Source organism: Metabacillus sp. Hm71 (assembly GCF_051842955.2).
Lineage (GTDB): Bacteria > Bacillota > Bacilli > Bacillales > Bacillaceae > Metabacillus.
On record NZ_CM200278.1, the window covers coordinates 3,818,770 to 3,841,486 of the forward strand.

The 22,717-nt window shown below is 38.0% G+C and carries 26 protein-coding genes and 1 other annotated feature; of the genes, 7 read left to right on the plus strand and 19 right to left on the minus strand.

The features are described 5' to 3' along the window. Positions 1 to 166: 166 nt before the first annotated feature. The 9 genes from ACSVDH_RS18900 to ACSVDH_RS18940 all read right to left on the minus strand — a co-directional run bounded on the left by ACSVDH_RS18900 (position 167) and on the right by ACSVDH_RS18940 (position 8,469). Positions 167 to 1,468, minus strand: a complete 1,302-nt coding sequence (locus ACSVDH_RS18900) for a pyrimidine-nucleoside phosphorylase (RefSeq protein ID WP_439250281.1) — start codon at positions 1,466 to 1,468, stop codon at positions 167 to 169. 25 nt (positions 1,469 to 1,493) lie between these two features. Further along, positions 1,494 to 2,312 (minus strand): purine-nucleoside phosphorylase, encoded by an 819-nt coding sequence (locus ACSVDH_RS18905; protein ID WP_439250279.1) that lies wholly within the window; start codon positions 2,310 to 2,312, stop codon positions 1,494 to 1,496. Next, positions 2,309 to 3,508, minus strand: a complete 1,200-nt coding sequence (gene deoB, locus ACSVDH_RS18910) for a phosphopentomutase (protein ID WP_439250278.1) — start codon at positions 3,506 to 3,508, stop codon at positions 2,309 to 2,311. The genes ACSVDH_RS18905 and deoB overlap by 4 nt, the downstream gene beginning before the upstream one ends. A 343-nt stretch (positions 3,509 to 3,851) precedes the next feature. Then, complete coding sequence (gene xerD, locus ACSVDH_RS18915; RefSeq protein WP_299088199.1) at positions 3,852 to 4,745, minus strand: site-specific tyrosine recombinase XerD; 894 nt, start codon at positions 4,743 to 4,745, stop codon at positions 3,852 to 3,854. Between the two features lie 6 nt (positions 4,746 to 4,751). Continuing rightward, positions 4,752 to 4,979 carry a YqzK family protein gene (locus ACSVDH_RS18920; RefSeq protein WP_299088197.1) on the minus strand — a complete coding sequence of 76 codons (228 nt, stop codon included), beginning with the start codon at positions 4,977 to 4,979 and terminating at the stop codon, positions 4,752 to 4,754. Positions 4,980 to 5,150: 171 nt separating this feature from the next. Next, positions 5,151 to 5,633: a ferric iron uptake transcriptional regulator gene (gene fur / locus ACSVDH_RS18925; protein ID WP_299088195.1), complete on the minus strand. Its 483-nt coding sequence runs from the start codon at positions 5,631 to 5,633 to the stop codon at positions 5,151 to 5,153. A gap of 119 nt (positions 5,634 to 5,752) precedes the next feature. After that, positions 5,753 to 6,406 carry a stage II sporulation protein M gene (spoIIM, locus tag ACSVDH_RS18930; protein ID WP_299088193.1) on the minus strand — a complete coding sequence of 218 codons (654 nt, stop codon included), beginning with the start codon at positions 6,404 to 6,406 and terminating at the stop codon, positions 5,753 to 5,755. A gap of 344 nt (positions 6,407 to 6,750) precedes the next feature. After that, entirely contained in the window at positions 6,751 to 7,914 is a 1,164-nt protein-coding gene (locus tag ACSVDH_RS18935) for a TIGR00375 family protein (protein WP_439250275.1), read from the minus strand. 6 nt (positions 7,915 to 7,920) lie between these two features. Continuing rightward, the gene (locus ACSVDH_RS18940; protein ID WP_299088190.1) at positions 7,921 to 8,469 is read right to left on the minus strand and encodes an NUDIX hydrolase; all 549 of its coding nucleotides are present in this window, start codon (positions 8,467 to 8,469) and stop codon (positions 7,921 to 7,923) included. 80 nt (positions 8,470 to 8,549) lie between these two features. Here ACSVDH_RS18940 and mciZ point away from each other — a divergent pair, with 80 nt between their 5' ends. Beyond that, on the plus strand, positions 8,550 to 8,699 hold the full coding sequence (gene mciZ / locus ACSVDH_RS18945) for a Z-ring formation inhibitor MciZ (RefSeq protein ID WP_299088188.1): 150 nt from the start codon (positions 8,550 to 8,552) through the stop codon (positions 8,697 to 8,699). A gap of 70 nt (positions 8,700 to 8,769) precedes the next feature. Continuing rightward, positions 8,770 to 9,678 carry an aldo/keto reductase gene (locus ACSVDH_RS18950; protein WP_439250273.1) on the plus strand — a complete coding sequence of 303 codons (909 nt, stop codon included), beginning with the start codon at positions 8,770 to 8,772 and terminating at the stop codon, positions 9,676 to 9,678. Positions 9,679 to 9,726: 48 nt separating this feature from the next. Here ACSVDH_RS18950 and ACSVDH_RS18955 read toward each other — a convergent pair whose 3' ends face one another. Beyond that, positions 9,727 to 9,960, minus strand: coding sequence for a YqkE family protein (locus tag ACSVDH_RS18955; RefSeq protein ID WP_299088185.1), 234 nt, complete (start codon positions 9,958 to 9,960; stop codon positions 9,727 to 9,729). A gap of 436 nt (positions 9,961 to 10,396) precedes the next feature. Here ACSVDH_RS18955 and ACSVDH_RS18960 point away from each other — a divergent pair, with 436 nt between their 5' ends. Beyond that, positions 10,397 to 11,302, plus strand: a complete 906-nt coding sequence (locus ACSVDH_RS18960; protein WP_439250270.1) for an alpha/beta hydrolase — start codon at positions 10,397 to 10,399, stop codon at positions 11,300 to 11,302. Between the two features lie 42 nt (positions 11,303 to 11,344). Here ACSVDH_RS18960 and ACSVDH_RS18965 read toward each other — a convergent pair whose 3' ends face one another. The 6 genes from ACSVDH_RS18965 to ACSVDH_RS18990 all read right to left on the minus strand — a co-directional run bounded on the left by ACSVDH_RS18965 (position 11,345) and on the right by ACSVDH_RS18990 (position 16,456). Continuing rightward, on the minus strand, positions 11,345 to 11,587 hold the full coding sequence (locus ACSVDH_RS18965; RefSeq protein ID WP_046513553.1) for a DUF2552 family protein: 243 nt from the start codon (positions 11,585 to 11,587) through the stop codon (positions 11,345 to 11,347). Positions 11,588 to 11,599: 12 nt separating this feature from the next. Further along, a complete protein-coding gene (locus tag ACSVDH_RS18970; RefSeq protein ID WP_299088179.1) occupies positions 11,600 to 11,923 on the minus strand; it encodes an iron-sulfur cluster biosynthesis family protein in 324 nt (107 codons plus the stop codon). A gap of 55 nt (positions 11,924 to 11,978) precedes the next feature. Beyond that, entirely contained in the window at positions 11,979 to 13,412 is a 1,434-nt protein-coding gene (locus ACSVDH_RS18975; RefSeq protein ID WP_439250265.1) for a HAMP domain-containing sensor histidine kinase, read from the minus strand. Then, entirely contained in the window at positions 13,409 to 14,113 is a 705-nt protein-coding gene (locus ACSVDH_RS18980; protein WP_299088174.1) for a response regulator transcription factor, read from the minus strand. Before ACSVDH_RS18980 ends, ACSVDH_RS18975 begins: the two co-directional genes overlap by 4 nt. Before the next feature lie 571 nt (positions 14,114 to 14,684). After that, a complete protein-coding gene (locus ACSVDH_RS18985; RefSeq protein ID WP_439250263.1) occupies positions 14,685 to 15,017 on the minus strand; it encodes a YolD-like family protein in 333 nt (110 codons plus the stop codon). A 176-nt stretch (positions 15,018 to 15,193) separates the two neighbouring features. Next, entirely contained in the window at positions 15,194 to 16,456 is a 1,263-nt protein-coding gene (locus ACSVDH_RS18990) for a Y-family DNA polymerase (protein WP_439250262.1), read from the minus strand. A 218-nt stretch (positions 16,457 to 16,674) separates the two neighbouring features. Between ACSVDH_RS18990 and ACSVDH_RS18995 the strand changes: the two genes are divergently transcribed. After that, complete coding sequence (locus ACSVDH_RS18995; protein WP_439250261.1) at positions 16,675 to 16,869, plus strand: YqzH family protein; 195 nt, start codon at positions 16,675 to 16,677, stop codon at positions 16,867 to 16,869. 385 nt (positions 16,870 to 17,254) lie between these two features. On the opposite strand, the gene ACSVDH_RS19000 is transcribed toward ACSVDH_RS18995, so the two are convergent. Further along, complete coding sequence (locus ACSVDH_RS19000; protein ID WP_439250260.1) at positions 17,255 to 18,049, minus strand: SDR family NAD(P)-dependent oxidoreductase; 795 nt, start codon at positions 18,047 to 18,049, stop codon at positions 17,255 to 17,257. Between the two features lie 11 nt (positions 18,050 to 18,060). Continuing rightward, the gene (locus ACSVDH_RS19005) at positions 18,061 to 19,035 is read right to left on the minus strand and encodes an MBL fold metallo-hydrolase (protein WP_439250259.1); all 975 of its coding nucleotides are present in this window, start codon (positions 19,033 to 19,035) and stop codon (positions 18,061 to 18,063) included. A gap of 210 nt (positions 19,036 to 19,245) precedes the next feature. Then, positions 19,246 to 19,450, plus strand: a binding site (T-box leader). Between the two features lie 40 nt (positions 19,451 to 19,490). Between ACSVDH_RS19005 and proC the strand changes: the two genes are divergently transcribed. After that, positions 19,491 to 20,327 carry a pyrroline-5-carboxylate reductase gene (gene proC / locus ACSVDH_RS19010; protein WP_439250321.1) on the plus strand — a complete coding sequence of 279 codons (837 nt, stop codon included), beginning with the start codon at positions 19,491 to 19,493 and terminating at the stop codon, positions 20,325 to 20,327. Between the two features lie 49 nt (positions 20,328 to 20,376). On the opposite strand, the gene ACSVDH_RS19015 is transcribed toward proC, so the two are convergent. Continuing rightward, a complete protein-coding gene (locus ACSVDH_RS19015) occupies positions 20,377 to 21,765 on the minus strand; it encodes a PAS domain S-box protein (RefSeq protein ID WP_439250258.1) in 1,389 nt (462 codons plus the stop codon). Between the two features lie 197 nt (positions 21,766 to 21,962). Here ACSVDH_RS19015 and ACSVDH_RS19020 point away from each other — a divergent pair, with 197 nt between their 5' ends. Continuing rightward, the gene (locus ACSVDH_RS19020) at positions 21,963 to 22,388 is read left to right on the plus strand and encodes a 3-hydroxyacyl-ACP dehydratase FabZ family protein (RefSeq protein ID WP_439250257.1); all 426 of its coding nucleotides are present in this window, start codon (positions 21,963 to 21,965) and stop codon (positions 22,386 to 22,388) included. A 36-nt stretch (positions 22,389 to 22,424) separates the two neighbouring features. After that, positions 22,425 to 22,691: a hypothetical protein gene (locus ACSVDH_RS19025; protein ID WP_439250256.1), complete on the plus strand. Its 267-nt coding sequence runs from the start codon at positions 22,425 to 22,427 to the stop codon at positions 22,689 to 22,691. Positions 22,692 to 22,717: the final 26 nt, after the last annotated feature.

Here is a 22,717-nt window from a genome sequence, read left to right on the forward strand (position 1 = left end):
CACGAATGAAAGATGATAGCGCCTTTCACAAGGCTGCCTGTTATGTTGAAGTTTAAAGAAGAGAGAATCTTGTAAAAGAAGTGTTAGATGAAAGAGGTGTTAAGACATCTAAATTGTTTATTTCTCACAAAAAACCACAGCTCTAAGGCTGTGGTTCTTATAAACCCTATTCAACCGTTGCATAAATTAATTTCGGTTCGTTAACTGAATTTTCCGTAACCGTGATACTTCCGTAAAGTTTTTTCTTCACATCTTCTACATCTTTACGATTACTATGGATCGTCACAAGTGACTCGCCTTTTTTAACGGTATCACCGATTTTTTTATTTAAAACTAAGCCGACAGCTAAGTCAATTTCCGATTCCTTAGTAGCACGGCCTGCACCAAGCAGCATGGCAGCTGTTCCGACTGAATCTGCGATGATTTCCGAAACATAGCCGTCTTCTTTTGCCTCTAATTCCGTAATAAATTCGGCTTTCGGTAATTTATCTGGGTCTTCGACGACTGATCCGTCACCACCTTGTGCTTCCAGGAATCTCTTTAATGTATTTAATGCCTTGCCGTTTTCTATTGCTTCAACGAGCTTTGCACGTGCCTCGTCAAGCGAGTCTGCCTTTTCTGCTAAAAGAACCATATAACTGCCTAATGTTAAGCATAATTCTTCTAAATCCTTTGGTCCTTTTCCGCTTAACGTATCGATGGCTTCCTTTACTTCAAGGGCATTGCCGATTGCAAAGCCCAATGGCTGGCTCATGTCAGAAATAATCGCCATTGTTCTGCGGCCAACTAAATTTCCAATGTCTACCATCGCTTTTGCTAGTTCTTTTGAACCTTCTAAATCTTTCATGAATGCTCCAGCACCTGTTTTAACATCCAATACAATTGCATCAGCACCTGCTGCAATTTTTTTACTCATGATTGAGCTGGAAATAAGTGGTATGCTGTTTACGGTAGCTGTTACATCTCTGAGTGCATATAGTTTTTTATCAGCTGGAGTTAAATTTCCGCTTTGTCCGATGACGGCAAGCTTGTTTTTGTTGACTAGCTCGATAAATTTCTTGTTTTCAATCTCTACATGAAAACCTGGTACTGACTCAAGCTTATCAATAGTTCCGCCTGTGTGACCTAATCCGCGTCCTGACATTTTTGCTACTGGTACACCAACTGCTGCCACTAATGGTCCTAATACTAATGTAGTTGTGTCGCCGACTCCACCTGTGCTGTGCTTATCTACTTTTATACCTTCGATTTCGCTTAAGTCGATTTTATCACCAGATTCGACCATTGCTATTGTAAGCTCTGCACGTTCATTATCGGTCATTCCTTGGAAGAAAATCGCCATTGTTAATGCACTCATTTGGTAATCCGGAATATCACCAGCTGTATATCCTTTAATAATATAGTTGATTTCTTCTTTTGTTAATTCCTGACCATCTCTTTTTTTTTCAATTAAGTCTACCATTCTCATGCTTAATCTCACCCTTATATACGTATTAGTCGATCTTCTCTATAATGCTTTTTACGAGCTTTAAGAAATTAGCACGTACTTTTTCGGTTGTTTCCATTACTTCATCATGTGATAATGGCTGATCCAAAATACCTGCTGCCATATTTGAAATACAGGAGATTCCTAACACATTTAATCCGGCATGTCTTGCTATAATAACTTCCGGTACTGTTGACATCCCTACCGCGTCTCCTCCAATTATTCGGAGAGCACGGACTTCTGCCGGAGTTTCATACGATGGGCCGGTATTCGCTACATAAACGCCTTCTTGAAGCTTAATATTTAACTCCTTCGCAGTACGTTTTGCCAATTCTCTTAGTTTTTTACTGTAGCTTTCTGACATATCCGGAAAACGGACACCTATATTAGCATCATTCGGCCCGATTAACGGGTTTGTCCCCATATTATTGATATGATCGGTAATTAGCATCAAATCTCCCGCTTCGAAAGCTTCATTAATCCCGCCTGCAGCATTTGTAACGATCAACGTTTCGACTCCTAATTCCTTCATGACGCGAACTGGTGCAGTGACTTTATCTAAGCTATATCCTTCATAAAAATGAAAACGACCTTGCATCACAATGACATTCTCATCCTTTAACCGTCCAAAAACGAGCTGCCCTGCATGCCCTTCAACTGTGGAAACAGGGAAGTTCGGAATCTCATGATAAGGAATTTTTACAGGCTTTTCGATTTCATCGGCTAAAACTCCCAGGCCGGAGCCTAAAATTAGGCCGATCTTTGGTGTATCTTTATATTTTCCCTTTAAATAGTCTGCAGCTTCTTTAATATTTTCATAATTCATTTAGATCCATCCTCCTTCAACTCCGCCAAGAAACTTTTTCCATATTCAGGCAGCTTTACGTTGAAGTTATCAGCAATCGTTGCGCCAACATCGGCAAATGTATTTCTTAACGGCAGCTCTTTGCCGGCTTTATATCTCGGACTATAAACGAGTAATGGTACATATTCTCTTGTATGATCTGTTCCGTGGTGTATTGGATCATTTCCATGGTCAGCCGTGATGATAAGCAGATCTTCCTTAGTTAATTTCTCAAGGACTTCAGTCAGTCTGTTATCAAATTCCTCAAGCGCTTTTCCATAACCAGCGGGATCACGGCGATGACCAAATAATGCATCAAAATCTACTAGGTTAACAAAGCTGATACCGGTAAAGTTCATCCCTAACGTATCAATTAATTTATCCATTCCATCCATATTAGATTTTGTTCTTATAGACTTTGTAATTCCTTCTCCATCATAAATATCAGAAATCTTTCCAATTGCCAAAACATCATAGCCGCTATCTTTAAGTTCATTCATGACCGTACGATCAAATGGTTTTAATGCATAATCGTGACGATTCGCTGTTCTTGTGAAATTTCCAGGCTCCCCTATAAATGGACGAGCAATGATCCGTCCAACCATATATTTTTCATCTAATGTCATTTCACGAGCAATTTCACAAATTTTATATAATTCTTCTAAAGGTACAATGTCTTCATGTGCAGCGATTTGCAATACGGAATCCGCAGAAGTATAGACGATTAAAGCTCCTGTTTTCATATGCTCTTCGCCTAATTCATCTAGTATTTCTGTGCCTGATGCAGGTTTATTTCCAATGATTTTTCGTCCTGTTTTGGCTTCTAAATCATGAATGAGCTCGGCTGGAAACCCATCTGGAAATACTTTAAATGGTTTTTTAATATTTAGACCCATAATCTCCCAATGTCCTGTCATTGTATCTTTGCCCGTAGAAGCTTCCTGCATTTTAGTATAAAAAGCTAATGGCTGATCTTGTTTTTGTACCCCTTTTATTTCTCGTATATTGCTGAGTCCGAGCTTTGCCATATTCGGCATATGCAATCCACCCATATGCTCTGCTATATGACCAAGTGTATCAGATCCAAGATCATTAAATTTATCTGCATCAGGGGCCTCTCCAATGCCAACTGAATCCATTACAATTAAAAAAATTCGTTTATATGTATAATTTGACATCCAAATCCTCCTTTACTATCTCATTTTACTGTTCCTTATATCAGCTTATTCCATTCGATAACGCCAACTTGTCAGAAGTCTGACAACCTTTCGTTATTTTCATTATAAACCCCTTTCATGATAAATGACAACTTTTAAATCAACTAAGAAAAGCGCAAGCGCCTTGATCAGCCTAAGGCAAATAAGAAGCTCATGAATAGAAGGCGTTCTTTGCCTTCTATTCTAAATTGGCTAGACCCCTAGAGGGGCTAGGCGCTGGAGCTGGATGTCAAAGCTCTATCCACAGTCCAAGAATTTTAAAATTTCCTAACAATAAAAAGCATCCCGTACTTGGAGATGCCTGTTATGCCCTTGGATGGAATTGATTGTAGACATCCTTTAATCGAGCTTTTGAAACATGTGTATAGATTTGTGTCGTTGAAATATCTGCATGACCAAGCATTTCCTGCACGGCTCTTAAATCTGCTCCATTTTCGAGTAAATGTGTGGCAAAGGAATGCCTTAGTGTATGCGGGGTAAGTTCTTTTTCAATTCTTGCTTCCAGAGCAATTTTCTTTAAGTTCTTCCAAAAGCCTTGCCGGGTAATTCGTTTCCCATGGTGGTTGACGAAAAGGGCCTCTGTCGGCTGCTTTGCGTTTAATAGCTTTGGTCTTCCCTTTTCAATATAATTTGTGATAACCTCTGTAGCCGTTTGGCCAATTGGTACAATCCGTTCTTTATTCCCTTTTCCGAAGCAGCGAATGAACCCCATAGTTAAATGAATATCTGTTAAATTCAAATTGATCATTTCACTAACACGGATTCCTGTTGCATATAAAAGCTCAAGCATTGCTTTATCTCGGTAGCCAAATGGTGTTGTAAGCTTAGGGGTATCAAGAAGCTTTTCAACTTCTTGCAGTGAAAGAATTTTAGGTAAGCTTCTTTCTAATTGAGGTGACTCGATTAAAACAGATGGATCTTGGTCAGCTTGTTTTTCTCTAAGTAAAAATTGATGGAATGAACGGATCGAAGCGGTATGTCTAGCAATTGTTTTACTAGATTTTCCTGCTTCTTTTAATGCTTTTAAAAATTGAATAATATGAAGACGGGTTACATCATTAAACGTTTCAACCTGCTGCTTTTCCACTAAATGCTTTTGGTAGCTTTTCAAATCTCGTTCATAGGACATGATTGTATTATTTGATAAACCTCGTTCTACTATTAAATAATGGATGAAATCTTTTATTTGATCCTTCAAAATCGTCTACTCCCCATTGTCTATAAAGAAAAGTAATCTGTTATACCAGCTTTCTTCTTCATTGTTTACCATTTTCGTAACCTTTAATGCTGCACCTTCTGGTTGATCATATCGATGCAGTTCCTGGTATTCTAAGTTCACCCACATGATAGCATAATAGAATAAAATCGTAAATCCAGTAAATAAAATAAACACTTTTACCATATCTCTAATTGTTTTTAGCCAACGAATCATAAAGAACCTCCATGTTATGAATGATTTATCCGGTTTTCCGGTGTTTAGCAAGCCTTTTGAAGGATCATATCTTTAAAGGAGAATTTACTGCGATTATTAGAAGATATGCCAAAAAGGACAAACTTTATACATGGATTTTTCAAACGAATAAAAAAAGCCTAACGATATCTGTTAGACTTTGTTCAACTCACTATTATCTTCTTGTTCATTATCCACTTTTTCTTGACATTTCACACATATTCCGTGAAATGTTAAGCGGTGATCTTTTATTTTAAATTTCCATTTACTTTCAACTATTTCTTCTACGTCTTCAAGTAAGTCTTCTTCAATTTCAGCGACAGAACCACATTCAATGCATACTAAATGGTGATGAAAATGTGCTGCCCCTTCTTTACGAAGGTCGTATCTTGAAACGCCATCACCAAAGTTTATTTTATCGACAACTTTTAATTCGGTTAACAATTCCAATGTTCGATACACAGTTGCTAAGCCAATTTCGGGTGCTTTTTCTTTAACAAGAAGGTATACATCTTCAGCACTTAAATGATCTTCTTCATTTTCTAGCAGTACCCGAACAGTTGCTTCACGCTGCGGTGTCAGCTTATAACTAGCAGAATGCAGCTGCTTCTTGATCCGATCAATGCGGTTTTCCATAAGTACTCTTCCTCCCTCGCCGCGTTCCCAAAACCTATTATATATCATCAGGAAGGAAAGTGTCCAACTAAAATGATTATAATCTAACAAAAAGAACTAATATCATCTAATAATCATTATTATTTACTTACAAACTCCACAATATTCTTCATTAAAAATGGTGATGCATATGCTTCAAAGCCTGAAGCTGCAATAGCCATCACTCCGATAAACAAAAAGACAATTACGTATCTCATAAATAAGGTGAACGGCGCCTCTAAGCTGTTTGATTTTTTTACAAATAGCTGTTTTATGATCTTTAATGAAAATGCAATGGCAACAGAGCACATAATGATAAACGCTGGAATGAGTAAGACATTTTGAGGCAGCACTGTGACAAATGATAATAAAAAGCCCTTTAATCCTAACTGGTTAACTAAAAAGCCGACTGTAAAGCCTACCACTATGCCTTTAATAAACAACATAACTAAGATCACTGGCAGACCGATGATGGATATACCTAAAATCCACATTAGTCCTAAGTATTTCAAGTTATGAAAAAAGCTCTGATGAAACATATCCGCTGAGCTTGCAACTTTTCCTTCAGCAACTTGTCCAAAAAAACGATTTAAATAGTAATATAAATCTTCCTTTTGACTTAAGTTCATACTATTAACAATGATCGCGCCAAATATAACCCCCATCAAAAATAGGACAAAAACAAACAGATAAATGGATGAATGTTCCTTAAGATGCTGTTTCATCATTTCACTAACTGGCGGTTGTTTACGCATAATTATTTCCTCCCGTCATTCACTTACTAGAGTATATGAGAGGATTGCTAATCTATGACTTAAAAAACTTAAAGAGGAGTTAGAATTGTTACTAGATTTCCCTTTTTATAAAAGTCCTTATGTACCAGTCTGTTGTTTTTCGTTAGAGGCGCTCAACTAAAGCTCAGCGCTATGCGTCTGCTTAGGTTCCTGTCTCCCCTGTCCCGTTGTTCAAAGAAGCAGCCTTAGCATACTTCCATACAAACTTATTTGTTTATTCAATCATAAGTTTTATCGTAGCTTTTGTAAAAACGAAAAGAAGCTGTCTCAGATGGGGGCATACCTTTTTGAGACAGCTTCTTCTTTTAAATGCCAGTCACTTTTCCATACGTTCCTCCGCCGCCTGAGTTCACTTGAAGTCGGCCTTCTCTTGCAGCTGCGATATAATCAGCAATTTTCTCCGTTACGACCTTTTGAAGTTCATGTTTAGGTACTTCGTGTAAAATATTCATCTCTGTTCCAAACATATCCTTTAACTTATCCAATGTTCTTGGACCAATGCCTGGAATAAATTGAAGCGGTACTTGATGAATATAGGGAGGACGTACTCTGCTACCTTTGATTCCATTCGATAATTCTTTAAGCCGTTTTGAAACACCTTTTACAAACCGTGTACTGCCGCAGTTTTCGCATTCCTGTTGGCCATTCGGCTTTAAGCCGCATTTTTCACAGGTTGTTTCATAATATTTCCCTAAATAAGGATTTAAGCCGTAATTCGCTTGGATTCTCCTGCCACCTTCTTCAGCCATCGCCTTTTTCAGCTCTAAAAAGCTTGGCTCCTCTAATAGGAGCTTTTGATATTCTCTTCCTATTTTCGGTAAGGAATGGGCGTCTGAATTTGTTAAAAAAGTATAGTGCTGAAGCTCAGCAATTTGGTCTGCCATCATCGTATCTGAGCTTAAACCTAATTCAACCGCATCAATTAAGCTGCCATCAAAAACTTCCTCTAACGACTTTACTACACCACTTCCATACAAGCTTTTATGCGGTGTAAAAATATGAGCAGGGATAAATAAACCCCCAAGGCTTTTTACAACCTTTTGTAATGTTATTCCTTTTTCATAGATCCTTTGTGAACTAAGGTTAATATTTGTCAACCTTTTGGAGAGCCAAGCAGAAAACTCCTCCATTTTTTCAAGTGACGGCATAAATGCCAAAACATGAATCGGCCCTTTGCAGGCTTCATCATAGATTTCAAGTTCAGTCCCGAGAATTAAAGTAGTATCCAAAAAGCGTATGCCACCGGTTTCTAATTCCATACATTCTTCGGTTTCGACAAGCTTTTTTAATGTAAGCAATACCTCTGGGACATGACAATCAATAATACCAACGATATCAATGCCTTTATGCTCGCTTGCTTCTACCAATATATTTTCCAATGTAAGGGAGCGAGATGCCGTTATTTTTACTGGCTTTCCTGAAGTCGTTTGACCAATATGAATATGTAAATCAGCAAAATAACTGTTCATTGTTTTTTAGCGGAGCGCCTGCTTAAGCTGCAAATATTGAACAGCATAGGCTGTTTTTGCATCATAAATGCGTTTGCTTTCGATCATTTCTTGCGCTTCCTCTAACGTCACCTCCAATACATCTAAAAATTCATCTTCATCTAATTCTGCAGCATTTGTTAGCTTTTCCAAATTCTCTGCAATAAATAAATGGACAAGCTCATCTGCAAAGCCCGGTGATACATAAAACGAAATGAGCGGCTTCAGATTACTGCATGTATAGCCTGTTTCTTCCTCAAGCTCTCTTTTTGCCGTCGCTAGTGGCTGTTCACCTTTTTCAAGCTTACCTGCCGGGATCTCAACAAGTGTTCGTCCGAGCGGTTTACGAAATTGTTCAACCATTAAAATTTTATTTTCAGGCGTTATTGCGATAACCGCTACTGCTCCAGGATGTTTAACAATTTCACGGGTGCTTGTTTTTCCATTAGGCAATTCAACCTCTTCTAAATATACATCAATCACTCTTCCCTTAAAAATTTCCTTTGAGGAAAGAGTCGTTTCTTTTAAATGATCCATTATATCAGCTCCTGTTCTATAAGCCTTCCTACCTTCATACATTCTATCATATCTTACCTGAAAGGAATGATTTTTTAAGCGTGAAAATCTATCGGTTAGATAACAGAATTGTCCTCGTTGGCAAGGCGTGGGAGATTCGAACAAAACTAAAGGAATATCGTGAGTCGTATACAACGGTTGTTGAATGGATGAAGGATGAAAAGCTGTTTACTGAATCGAAACGACGATAAGTGTTATAAGTTGCTTTTTCACATTCTTTATACTACCCTCGAAAAGAAGATGTGTATAAGGAGTGATTTGATGCGAAAAAGACAACTTGGTCAATCTGATTTGTATGTAAGTGAAATAGGACTTGGCTGTATGTCGCTTGGGACGGAAGAAAAGCATGCGCTCTCACTTATCGATAAAGCAATCGATCTGGATATTAATTATTTTGATACAGCTGATTTATATGATGTTGGCAAAAATGAAGAGCTTGTTGGTAAAGCGATTAAGCATCGCCGAAATGATATCATCCTAGCAACAAAAGTCGGTAATCGCTGGAGGGAAGATCAATCAGGGTGGGATTGGGATCCTTCAAAAGCATACATAAAAGAAGCCGTTAAAAAGAGCCTGCAGCGTCTGCAAACTGATTTTATCGATCTATATCAGCTGCACGGCGGAACGATTGAAGACAATATTGATGAAACGATAGAGGCTTTTGAGGAATTAAAACAAGAAGGTATCATTCGTTATTATGGGATCTCCTCGATTCGACCCAATGTGATAAAAGAATACTTAGATAAATCCAGCATCGTTTCAATTATGATGCAATATAGCCTGTTAGATCGCCGCCCAGAGGAATGGTTTTCCATCATTAAAGATAAAGGTGTCAGCGTCATTGCCCGCGGGCCGCTCGCAAAAGGGCTGTTAACTGACAAACCCCTTAACCAAAAACTAAAAGGTAAGGGATATCTTTCATATACAAATGAAGAACTAAAGGCTTTTTTAATAAAGCTAGAAAACATTGATCCTTCACATAGTATGACCGAGCTTGCCTTACAGTATTGTCTTTACCAAGACGTCATTGGCGCGGTTATCCCTGGTGCAAGTAAAATCCAGCAGTTAATTGAAAATGTAGAAGCAGGGAGTTCAGAACGACTATCTGCTCAAATGTATGATAAGTTGCAACAGATAGCAAAGCCGGGTCAATATGAACAGCATCGTTAAGAATAAACGCTCTAAAATCTTAAAACCGGGACATGCTTGGTCCCGGTTTTATTTAAAGTCCTTCCACGATAAAGAACTGTCATTTAAAAGCTCCTCAAAGCTTTTATTTTTCTCTCTTTGTTTTCGTTCTTCTATTTTTTTACGTTCGAGAGCTGCTTCCCTTTCCTCTTGCTCTTTTGTTAAGCCTTTTTTTACAGCCTTTAATTGCTCGACTAAGTCGCGGTTTAAATGATCAGATACAAAAACGGTTTGATCATCCTTTTTCTTATTAGACTTTTTCATCCAAGTGCCTCCTCTTCCCTCTCTCATACAAAGTATAAGAAAGTTTTCTACCATTTTAAAGGATTTACACTTAAAAATTAATTAAATCTCCACCTGCATATTTTTTCCCTTCTACAGACATTTTAAAAGATAGAAAGGAGCGATTTAAATGGCAAACCAACGTGGACAAAAAGGCAAACCTAATGCAGATACATCAAAAAAGATGATGGCTGCTGAAGAAGTAGATAAAGCCATACACCCAACTAAAAGACAAAATTCACCGCAATAATCATAAGTATTTAAAACCAGCCTTTTCTCTTACTAAAAGCAGTCGATTCTTGAATCACTGCTTTTTTAACTTTTTAATATCAGTTCTAGTCTTAACACTCCCTTTGTTATAATGAAGTGAGATCAGATAGATCTAAAAAGGTATTACTTTAAAATAAAGGAGTTGCCTATGAAAAAAGTAGTTATTGGACTGTTCATCATCCTCTCATATATTTTTATTGTCGGCTTTTTCTTTACGAATAAAATGATGTACATAAAAAAGAAGACAGATAAAGAAATCATTGATCGAGAAACGATGCTTGAGCTTTTTAATCAAGAAGAGTTTGATGCGTTAGAAAAAAAAGATTTCTCCATTCCATCCCGGTTTGGGTATACAATTAAAGGTTCGCTTATTGAACTTCATGAAACGAATCGTTATATCATTTTATGCCACGGAGTTACTGTCAATCGCCTTAATTCAGTGAAATACATGAATTTATTTTTACAAAAAGGCTGGAATGTATTGATCTACGACCATCGCAGGCATGGCGAAAGCGGCGGGAAAACTACAAGCTATGGCCATTATGAAAAATTTGATCTTCAATCGGTTGTCCACTGGTTAAAGCAAGAGGCCTGCGACTCCATTGTTTTAGGTATTCACGGTGAATCAATGGGCGCTGTAACAACATTACTTTATGCTGGTATGGTGGAAGATGGCGCAGATTTTTATATTGCTGATTGTCCTTTTTCAGAGCTTGAAGCACAGCTGCTTTACCGGCTAAAAGCTGAATTTAAAGTTCCCAGCTTTCTAGTGATGCCAATCGCAAAGCCTTTTGTTCAGCTCCGTGACCGCTATTCGCTTAAAGATGTGTCGCCAATCAATTCGGTAGCAAATATTAAGAGTCCTGTACTCTTTATCCATAGTAAGGATGACGATTATATCCCTTCTGAAATGACTCACCAGCTTTATGAGAAAAAGAAGGGGGCAAAAAAGCTTTATTTAGCTGAAAAGGGGTCACATGCGATGTCCTATGCTGAGAATCGCGAGGAATATTCCAACGTCATTGATGATTTTTTCGATGAAATTGGGTTATAAATAGTAAAAAGGCTGCCCTGTTAGTAGGTGCAGCCTTACATTTTATCCCAGCACATCTGAAATATTCTCCATATTATTCTCCATCCACTGAATCGCTTCATCAATGGTTGGGAATTCCTGTGCTTCAAACGTCATCTCATCTTGAAGCAGCCATACATCCTTTGTTTCATCATGAAATCCGCCGATTGACCAATGAAGAAGACTGTATGGATGATTATCATTTAAAAAAGATACCCATGTCTTATTTAAGGCAACATTTTTTATCGATTTTAACCGATCCTTCACCTAAATCTCCCCTCACTTTACTAGTAAACTCATACGCGGATTTAATATTTGGGAAGGGCTTTTTAACATATAACAATTGGCTGTTTTGTTAAAGGTAATGGTGAGCTCTTCATCTAAAAAGACCATTTTTGTTTTCTCAACATATAATGGTACATCATTTGTTGCAAGCTCAACATCATCATCATCAAGCTCATCCACAAGCCATAAGGATGTCACACCGCTCATTACACATCCGCAGCCTTCTGTATCATATTTTACTTTTAACACCTTATCTTTATTTTCTTTTAGTTTAGGTGATAATTGCTCAAGTGCTTCCTTTGTAAATGTTAACTTCATGATTGTACTCCTTCTCTCTGCTTTAATCCCATTTTACCATAGCTAGTTGCGCTTCTCACCTTTTTTGGAAGGAGCTTGAATTGCTTTCTCCCATTCCTTCTCTTATGTTAAATGGAAGAGTGATCGAGAATGACGTTCCCTTATTTAGCGTACTTTTTACCTTTATGTCTCCCTCTAATACGACAACAAGCTGCTTGACTATAGATAAGCCTAAACCTGTACTGCCGAGCCTGTCCGAACGGGATTTATCTGCCTTATAAAATCTCTCAAAAATATACGGGAGATCATGTTCTGATATACCTATTCCTGTATCTTCTATTACGAGATTCACTTTCTTTTTACCTGCATTGCCAGCGATTTTCACTTCGCCATTAACCCTGTTATAACGAATAGCATTTTCTACTAAATTCATCAAAATTTGTTCTAGACGGACTGCATCTGTATAAATAAAAGGGATGTTGGCATCTAGTTCTTTCAGGAGGCGCAATTTCTTCTTTTTAGCTTTTAATGCAACTTTTGTCAAACAATTTCCAATCAAATCATAAAGATTAACCCAAGTAAAGTGAAGGTCTAATTGTCCTCCTTCGATTTTGGATAGCTCAAACAAATCAGCGACCAAAGCATTTAATTGATTCACTTCATCCAAAATAATGGATAAATAAAGCTCCTTCTCTTTTTCATTTTTATACAATTTATCATGAATCACCTGTGTATAACCTTTTATATAAGAAATAGGTGTTCGCAAATCATGGGAGATATTAGCGAAAAATTCTGTTTGCCTATTTCGATATCCTTCTAGCTCGTGACCTAGATCATTGATCGCTGCTGCCAATGAACCTACCTCATCATTTGACGTAATGGATACTTTTCTATAAAACTTACCTTTCGCTACATCCCGAGTTACTTTTTCCATTTGCAATAAAGGTGAAGCAAGCTTTTTCGAGGCAATATAGGTAAAGGCCAATGCCATACAAAGGGCACCCAGCAATGTGGCCAACAGCAAAAGCTCAATATGATGGATCGTCTTTTTAATTTGTTCCGCCTTAGAAAAGACCAATATTGCCCCGTTTACCTTGTCATCTATTTGCAACGGCTTCCCGGTAGCGAGATAGTTCTTTTGATTATAGGGGTTAAAATAATCTAGTTTTACTGCCTTCCCTGAATAAACTGATACGGGCAAGTCTCCGGAAATTTGAGTTCTTTTAGGCAAAATGGTATCGTTGGACGTGTATAAAACCTTGCCATCCCGGTCAATAATGCAAATTTCTGTTTTGGTTAATCGTGCTACGGTTTTCAATGAATCAATATCTTTTAAGTCTGTTAAGGTGTGGGAATATTGGTAGGCTAATTGATCGATTTGGTGGCGTGCTTCACTAAAATAGAATCTAGCAAAAAGCTGATCGATCGTATATGTCAATGGTAAAATGACACACATTAGGATAATAAATATGGTGCCTCCGAGCTTAAAAACAATGCTGTTCCATTTCATACGTTTCCATCCGACTGATTCAACTTATAGCCCACGCCCCAAATAGTTTCAATGGGATTATATGCAGGTACTTTTTCCTTCACCTTAATTCGGATATTCTTAATATGAGAATCAACGGCCCGATGATCTCTTGTATCCTTCATCCCCCAGATAACATCGAGCAATAAATCTCTAGTAAAAACCCGTTGAGGCTGATTCGCCAATAGATGAAGCAAATCATATTCCTTAGGGGTTAAATTTAACTTCTCACCTTTAACTAGGATCGTTCTGCTCTCTGTTTCTATCTTCATTAGTTGATTTCCGATCATGACCACCTTTTGCTTATGAGGATCACCATTCATATCAGAACGCCTTAACAAAGCCTTGATTCGAGCAATCAGCTCCTCAGGCTCAAAAGGTTTCCCTAAATAATCATCTGCCCCGATATCTAATCCGTAAATTTTATCTTTTAACTCGTTTCTCGCTGTTAGCATAAGGATAGGTGTTTCCTTTTCTTTTCTAATCTCTTTGCAAATCTGCCACCCATTAATCTTTGGGAGCATGATGTCTAATATGATTATATGGAATTCTGCAGATGTGAGGATAGCTAATGCCTGCTTTCCGTCCTCTGCCTCTATTACCTCATATTCTTTTTCCAGGTAAATTTTTAATAAGTTTCTCATATTCCATTCATCATCAACCAGCAATATTCTCTTCTTCATTGATCTCCTCCGGCTTTAAATGTCTTTATAAGCATTGCGATCTTCGGATTTTCCAAGCTGTCGGTTCACATTTTATCTCTTTAAACTTTACCTATAACATAAAAGAATTTGTAGACAATATCTCAAAATTGAAACTATCGATATACTTTTATTTGAAAAAATAGGACATATGGAACAAAATTGAAAAACTCCATAATTTCTCCAAATTTGCAGATTACATTAATAATTACCGTGCAAAAACTTGTGTTTGAAAAAAGAAATATAGAGGGAGGATGTTATGGATGTTTAGTTCTAGCAGGTTTGCAAATTACACGTTTACACATTTTCAAAAAGATCTTGTTGCAGGTTGGTCGTTGGCATTGTAGCTATTCCACTGGCGATGGCTTTTGCTATTGCCTTTAGGAGTAAGGCCGGAGTATGGGTTATCCAAAATCGATCAAACAAAATCGAAAACGTGAGCTAAGGTTAGTTTAATCAGAGTTAACTATTTTTTGTTACATATCCCGTAGATTTAATCCTTCTACGGGATATTCTTTATCATGGAGCTAGATAAAGAAGGTAAATCTCCCGTCTATTTTTGCTTCACATCAACAATTGCTGCAAATGGCAGCTTAAAGCGCTGGCCGCTTTGTTCATCAACAATTTGAAGCGTATGAGCAATCGGGTCTATATAGTGGACATACCCAGAGCATTTTTGATGAAAACGGTCTTGATAGTACGTAAAAATGAGCTCCATATGCTCTTCCATTGCTAAGCAAATGATTTCATTAAACTGTTCGAGCTGCTGCTCATCAAGCTCAGGCTTTTCTTGATAGGTATCAGCTTCTGACCAATCTCTTAATAGCTTTACATGTTCAGGCAGCATCATTGATGTCCATTTAATATTTCCTCTGTCCCGTATCATGACTTCATCACCACCCTAACACTCGGTTAACATTCTCTTTAGGCAGCCTAAGCGAATATGATTTCTTTTAGACAACCGCTCAGCTTGCCTTCAAAACAGAGTAAGGATTCGCAACACGAATGATTGAGCCATTGCCAAAGCTGTTAAGCTCTAAATTCCACTTTGAAATAGGCTTATTATGCTTTATGGCCGCCGACAAGCTTGGCACGATGCTTCGCAGTCCCAGCCGGAGTGTACGACACAGCACGTAAAATCGCATCTGAACCATACTTTTGACGAATGGAATCCATTACATAACCAAGTGTTCGCTGCTTTATGCGGTTTGGCCGAAACAAATCGAGCTGCATCTCACAATCGTCCTCAATATTTGACAGTGTAATCGATATTTGCCGAACTGTTTTATTGGCATAAAATGTCTCAAATAACTGCAAACATGTTTCATAAATATCCATCGTAATATTTGTTGGCTGATCAATTGTTTTGGAACGATAAAAACCACCGCCAAATTCATCGCGGCTATAGCCAATCCCAAGGCTGATCGTTCGTCCTACCTTTTTATGCTGACGCGCTCTGCGGGCAACCTCCTCACTGATTTCCAAAATCACATGCTTTACTTCCTCTGGATCGGGATAGTCACGAAGTAAAATTTGGCTTTTGCCGAAGCTGATTTGTCCTTGCATAATCGGTGCACCAACTTCCGACAAGTCTACTCCCCATGCGTGATAGTAAAGCTGATTGCCCATGATGCCAAATTTTTTTTCCAAAAGCTCGAGCGGATAATGAGCCAGCTGTCCAACATTAAAAATCCCCATTCGGTTCAACGTCTTTTGCACTCTCGACCCAATGCCCCACATTTTATTTAACGGCTCAAGCTTCCACAGCTTTTCTTTTACATCGTCATATGTCCACTCTGCTATCCCTGTCTTTTTTGCATCAATATCCAAGCATATTTTTGCAAGCAGCATATTAGGCCCAATGCCAATTGCAGCAAGAAGACCGAACTTACGCTTCAACTCATCACGAATTTTATCGGCAATTGTTCGGGCATCTCCCCAAATATGCTCAACACCATCGACTTCGATAAAACTTTCATCCACACTGTAAGTATGGATCGCCTCTTTTGGTACATAGCGATGAAACAGTTTTGTTATTTCTGTTGACATTCGGATATACGTTCCCATCTTCGGGTTAACAATCTTAATCCGCGGATCGTTCGGAACTTCAAAACGCCTTGCACCCGTTTTAATGCCAAATTCCTTTTTCATTTGCGGAGAAGCTGCCAGTACGATGCTTCCCTGCCGCTCAGTATCACCAACAACAACTAAATAGCATGTCAATGGATCCATCCCCAGTAAAACCGCGGCACAGCTAGCATAAAAGCTTTTCATATCAATACAAAGAATTTTTCGCTTTGGAAATTGATCATAGTTTTCAATCATAGCCGCTTCCTCCAACAAGAATGTATGTTCGCATTTATTATATTCTTCATCTTAAGCGAATATACGTTCGATTTCAATGGAAGTTTCAACCACAATAGAAAAGCGGTAGCAACGTATGAACTGGATACTAACTACGTAAAAAACAAAACTCGCAGATATTTTTTAATGGTTTCTAAAAAAGGAGGAAGACTGTATACTAGCAGGTAGCGAGGTGTGACATGGAGGAGAAATTCTTATTGAAAATGCTTAGAAACAGCTTTCTACAATATGGCCGGGATCTTGATAAAGATCCGCTTTCGAAAGATGACTACATACAGCTGCTTGAAAAGGCGGTAAACGAAAAGGATCAAGACACAGAATGGTACGAAGTGATTGAAGATATTGTCTATGGATATGTAACGAATCAGGATTAAATAAAAAGAGGCTGCCCCTTGTCCTTATTCTACAACAGGGGAAATACCCTGCCTCTTTTAATAACTTTAAATCGTTGTCATCTTCCGCCAATTCCAGAAAATAACCTACTTCATCTAATGCAAAAAGTCTTCTAAGAAAAATTTAAGTTCCATATAGTTATCGAATTTAATTGAGTTTTCATAAAAATCCGCAAGAACATCAATAACACTTGTATCCTTTTGTTGATCTCTAATGATCCAAAGATACCGATTTTCTTTACACCGCATTATTCTTAAATATGGATAAACCTTCAGATAATTCGAGTGAAATTTTCATTTTTTGATAACACCCAATCACCAAGATACACAATCCTTTTTGTTAAATTATACCATTTAGATGAAACATTCATTTCTTAAAAAACGCATTCCCCGCAATTCGTTCAAACAGCCTCGGCATGACCTGGTAAAGCGTACTTCCTGTATTCATCCAGCCAGGTAGATTGATTTCGCGCTTTGGAGTGAGCATAGCTTCTACGATAATCCGTGCTACCTTATTTGGGTCAAGCATCCAGCGTTCCACATTTTTCACGTAATCCCCCTGCTTGTCGGCGATCGTGAAAAAATCTGTTTTGATTGGGCCGGGGTTTACCGATGTGACGTAAATATTGTTTGATTTAACCTCCATCCGCAAACTGTTTGTAAAGCCTAATACAGCGTGTTTCGTTGCAGAATAAAGACTAGATTTGGGAGTTGCGATTTTGCCGGCCTGTGAGCCAATATTGATAATATGACCCTTTTTCCTTTCCATCATGGCAGGCAACACCATTTTTGTACAGGCAACTAAACCATATACGTTTACCTCAAACATGCTTTTCATTTCATCAAGGGAAGCTTCGAGCACATCATTAAAGATTCCAAATCCAGCATTATTGACGAGAACATCAATAGGTCCGACTTCTTGGGCAATGTTCGAAAAAACGCGCTGAACGGAATCAAGATCCTGAACATCAAGTATGTAATAAGAGCAAGAGATCCCATAATCATGTTTAATTTGTTCTGCAAGCCGAACTAACCGTTCTTCTCTTCTGGCTAATAAAATAAGGTTTGCTCCATTATTGGCACATTCAATGGCAATTTTTTCACCGATGCCGCTTGAGGCCCCAGTAATGGCAACATGGCAACCTTGTATTCGTCTATTCAACTATTTCACCTCTACCGTTCCTTAGCAATATAAAGGGTTGTCTCCCTTGAAGCATCTACTTTAATTTGACCGATATATTCCAAATAGTCAAGCTGACCGATTGTTTCTGACATTGTTAATAACGGCTGTTTATAATAAATCGTTGGAAACAGTGCCTGACATACTTGAAAAGCAGTCAAGGGCTTTTCCTCAAGAAAACTGTAAACGAGGTCTGCTCGTTCAGCTTGCTTTTTTAAGCGAAGGGAAATAAGCTCATGCGCCTCTTCAATCGGTTCTCCATGACCAGTATAAACTAACGAAACCGGAATCTCTAATAATCTTGAAATTGACTCATTTAACTGGAGCTGCGGCCGCGGGCGTTCTATTGAATTTGCCATCGGCGGCTCTAATAATGGGTTTGGAGAAATATGTTTTAACAATAAGTCTCCCCCTATTACAACCCCTGACCTTTCTTCATATAAAACGATATGACTTTGAGCATGCCCAGGTGTTTCAAAGATTCTCCATCCGAATAAACCGCTAATTTCCTCCCCTTCTCCTATAAAATGATGTAAATTCCTATTGCAGGAGAATTCAAGTGTATGATTCAGTCTATTTAAATAAGGGAAAAATTTTTTATCGACTCCAAATTCAATAAATAGTTTCTCAAAGAAAACTGTTTGTGCTGCCATAAATTGCGGGTCTTTTTTCAACCATGGTGTATTAAAAGGATGACCCCATATTGGAATGTCCTCGCTTAAAAAGTCCAACATGCCGACATGATCAGGATGATGATGGGTGATTACTACTTGATCAATGTCCTGGGGGCTGTACCCAAGTTCTTTTAGTTGGGATTGGAACACCTGCCAAGCCTCAACTGTCTTCGGACCAGTATCCACAAGTGTTAAATGCTCCCCCTTAATTAAGTACACATTCACATCTCCTACTGGAAAAGGTGTTGGAAGTTCCAGCTTAAAGATTTGGTTTCCCCGTTGAAATGGTTTCATTCACTCAGCCCCAATTATTATTTTCAAATAAAACTTATTATTGTTCATTACAGATACTTACTATTATTTTATCTTCCAACCACGCATTTGTCATTATATTCAAATAATTCAACTAACATTCTTTTTGAAAATGCTTGACAATTACCTGTCCACAAATGCATAATGAATAAAAATTCAAGAGAAAAAACTTAAAAAAATTTATTTTAATAAGTAAAAGCATTGACTTAGGACTAGTAAATCGGAAGCTGCAAAAGAGAGTGGAGCTCGTGGCTGGGAAGCTCCATTGCACCCGTTTCCTTTTGAACCTACCTATGAGCTGTTAGGAAAACCTAACCGTATTTCTGCGATAAAGAAGTGAAGCTGGGAATGATACATTCCAACTAAGGTGGTACCGCGGAGCCATTCCGTCCTTTTCAAGGATTGAGTGGCTTTTTATATTGTGCTTTTAAAGGAGGATTTTTATGGAGAAGATTGGATTTATCGGCGCCGGTTCAATGGCAGAAGCCATGATCGCTGGTTTAATAAAAGGTGGAGTGTTTCAGCCGGAGCAGGTGATCGTCGCAAACCGTTCCAGCGCTGACCGTCTGAAGGAATTAACAAATAGGTATGGTATCGAAACCACACATAATAAAGTAAAATTGGCTCAAGAGGCAAACATTATCGTATTAGCGATGAAGCCAAAGGATGTCAAGGCAGGCATAGATGGCATTCAAAAGTATATTCATAACCAGCTGATCGTTTCTGTATTAGCAGGGATTTCCATTGAAACGATCACATCCATCCTTGGCAAAAAAACAGCCATTATTCGTGCAATGCCAAATACATCAGCAGCGATTGCCAAATCAGCAACTGCCATCGCTGCAAGTGAAGATGTCACGATGACACAAATCAAAAAATGCCAATCATTATTCGAAGCAATTGGCATCTGCAAGCTTGTCGATGAAAATCAACTAGATGCTGTTACAGGATTATCAGGCAGCGGACCTGCATATGTTTACTTCCTTGTAGAAGCCATGGAGAAAGCCGCTATCGAGGTAGGCTTAGAACCGAATGTAGCCAGAGAACTGATTGTCCAAACATTGCTTGGTGCTTCAGAAATGATCGCGAGCTCTGATAAACACCCATCACAATTACGAAAAGAAGTCACAAGCCCTAACGGTACAACCGAAGCCGGAATTACGATCTTGCAAGAAAGAGGTTTTGAAGAAGCTCTTATCTCATGTATAAAACGCGCAACAGAGAGATCAAATGAATTAAAGACAATGTTTTCCGAAGCACTGATAAAAAATTAAAATAGAGAAGGAGTGCCGTTTTAATAAAAGCTTGCACTCCTTCTTTTTCCTAGTTCTTATCTTCACTAATCGGAAGGTACAGATCAATAATTGTTCCTTTGCCAACAGTACTGGAGATGTTCACTGTTCCCCCGTGGGAATGAATGATTTTAAAAGTCGTCATCATCCCGAGACCTGTTCCTTTTTCTTTTGTTGTATAAAATGGTGTGCCGATTTTAGCTAGAAGTTCCTCTGAGATCCCTACTCCTTGATCAGCAATTTGAATAAAAATCCCGGCGGAACCATGTTTCTTGCCGCTTATCGTTATTTCACCACCATTAGGCATCGCTTCTATTGCGTTTTTAATTAAATTAATAAAGACTTGTTTTAACTGGCTTGCAATACAATGAATCATAGGCAAGTCGTCAAGTTGAACGTTAACATTCACCTTGTTCATTAAAGCTTGCGAACCCAATAATGTGACAACATCCTCAATCATTTTTTCCACACGTTCATAACGAAAATAATGTGCTTGCGGCTTTGCTAAAATAAGCAGCTCACTTGTTATCATTTCGATTCTTGAAATTTCATCAGACATGATATCTAAATACTCACTATTGATTTCCTTCATTTTATTTTTATAGAGTTGTAAAAAACCTTTTATTGATGTAAGAGGATTTCTTATTTCGTGTGCAATCGATGCAGCAAGTTGGCCAACAGCTGTAAGCTTTTCAGATTCAAGCAACATTTTTTCGGTTCTTTTTTCCCTAGAGATGTCCCGAGCGATTCCGTAAACTCCGACAATTTCCCCATTAACAATAATTGGAATATTGGTAACCTTCAATTCAATGATGTGCCCGTTTTGATGAACTGCTTTTGTTTCATAATGCTGAATGGCTCCCTTAACAGCATGAGAATAATAAGTCTTTGTCCTTTCAATTTCATCAGGAGTGATTAATGGCATATAAGACATTTGTAAAAGCTCTTCTTCTTTAAAACCAAGTAATTCTTCCATTGCGTGATTAACACTTAGAAAATTCCCTTCTAAATCAAAGGAATATACCGCAGCCGGATTATTTTCAAAAAGAGACTTATAATGCTGCTCCCTTTTTGAGGAAGATCGTTTATTTTCAGTTATGTCTTGAAAATAAACAGAAAGGCCATTTGGAGAGGGATAAATCCTTACTTCAAACCACATTTTTAAAGGAGGAGAGTATTCTTCGAAAACAATAGATACTTGTTCTCGCACGGCCATATGGTAATGTTGATAAGTTTGTAGATCAACAGCCTCAGGAAATACTTCCCATATGCATTTTCCTAATAATTGCTGCATATTACGACGCAGTAGTCTAGTTGCCTCTTTATTAACATAAGTAAATTTCCACTCTCTATCTAAAGCAAAAAAAGCATCTGTAATTCGATCTAATATCTCATACGGATTTATCTGTTGAATATACATTTCATCAATCCTCACAGCGATTTTCTATGCAATATGATACCACACCTAAGCCTAATTTCGGTATTTAAATAAAGGGAGACTTCCATCAATTGGTTTCCGAAGAACAGGATATACAACTGCCTGTTAAGAAGGGATAAATAGCTTCTTTTATACCCTTTGGTATATAATGGTAGAAAATGAAAGAAGGGGAATAATGCATGAATTCAAATGATTCCATTATACAAACAGCTCTTCCACATCGGTACCCATTCTTAATGGTTGACAAAGTGATCGAGATTGTTGAAGGTAAAAAAGTAAAGGGATTAAAGATGATTACTGAAAATGAATGGTACATATCCAATGATCATACCTTTATGCCTAATATTCTCGTCATTGAAGCTCTTGCCCAGCTTGGCGCCTTTGTCTCTCTGGAAGATGATAACCATTTAGGATTTTTAACATCCATTAAAGGAGTAGAATTCATTCGTGAAGCGTCAGTAGGAGATCAAGTCCATCTATTTTACGAGGTGATACGAATGAAAAAAGGCTTTGTTCTTGGCAAAGGCTATGCTGAAGTAAATGGTAAGGCAATTGTAAAGGTCGATGAGATTGTCATTTACCAGACTAGCTCTTCGAATAAATAAAATTTATTGCTACTAGATGGTGATTAATTCATGAAAGTGAACCTTTTAGAGCTTCCAGATCATGAAAAAAGAATTTATCAACAAATAACTAAGTTAAAAAAACCTGAAAAACAAATGCTCTGGCACCTTATAAAAAAGACAAATATTGGAGGAATTGCTCTTTACCCTAAGATTGAAAAGGAAATGATCCCCTTGATAAAGCAGAAATTCATCGCAATTAATGAAATCTACCAAGGTGAGGGCTTTAGTTTTTTCATTTTACAAAAAGCCCCTTATCTTCTTAGGCAACTAAAAAAACGCTAGGCATGTGAGATGCCTAAGGATCTGAT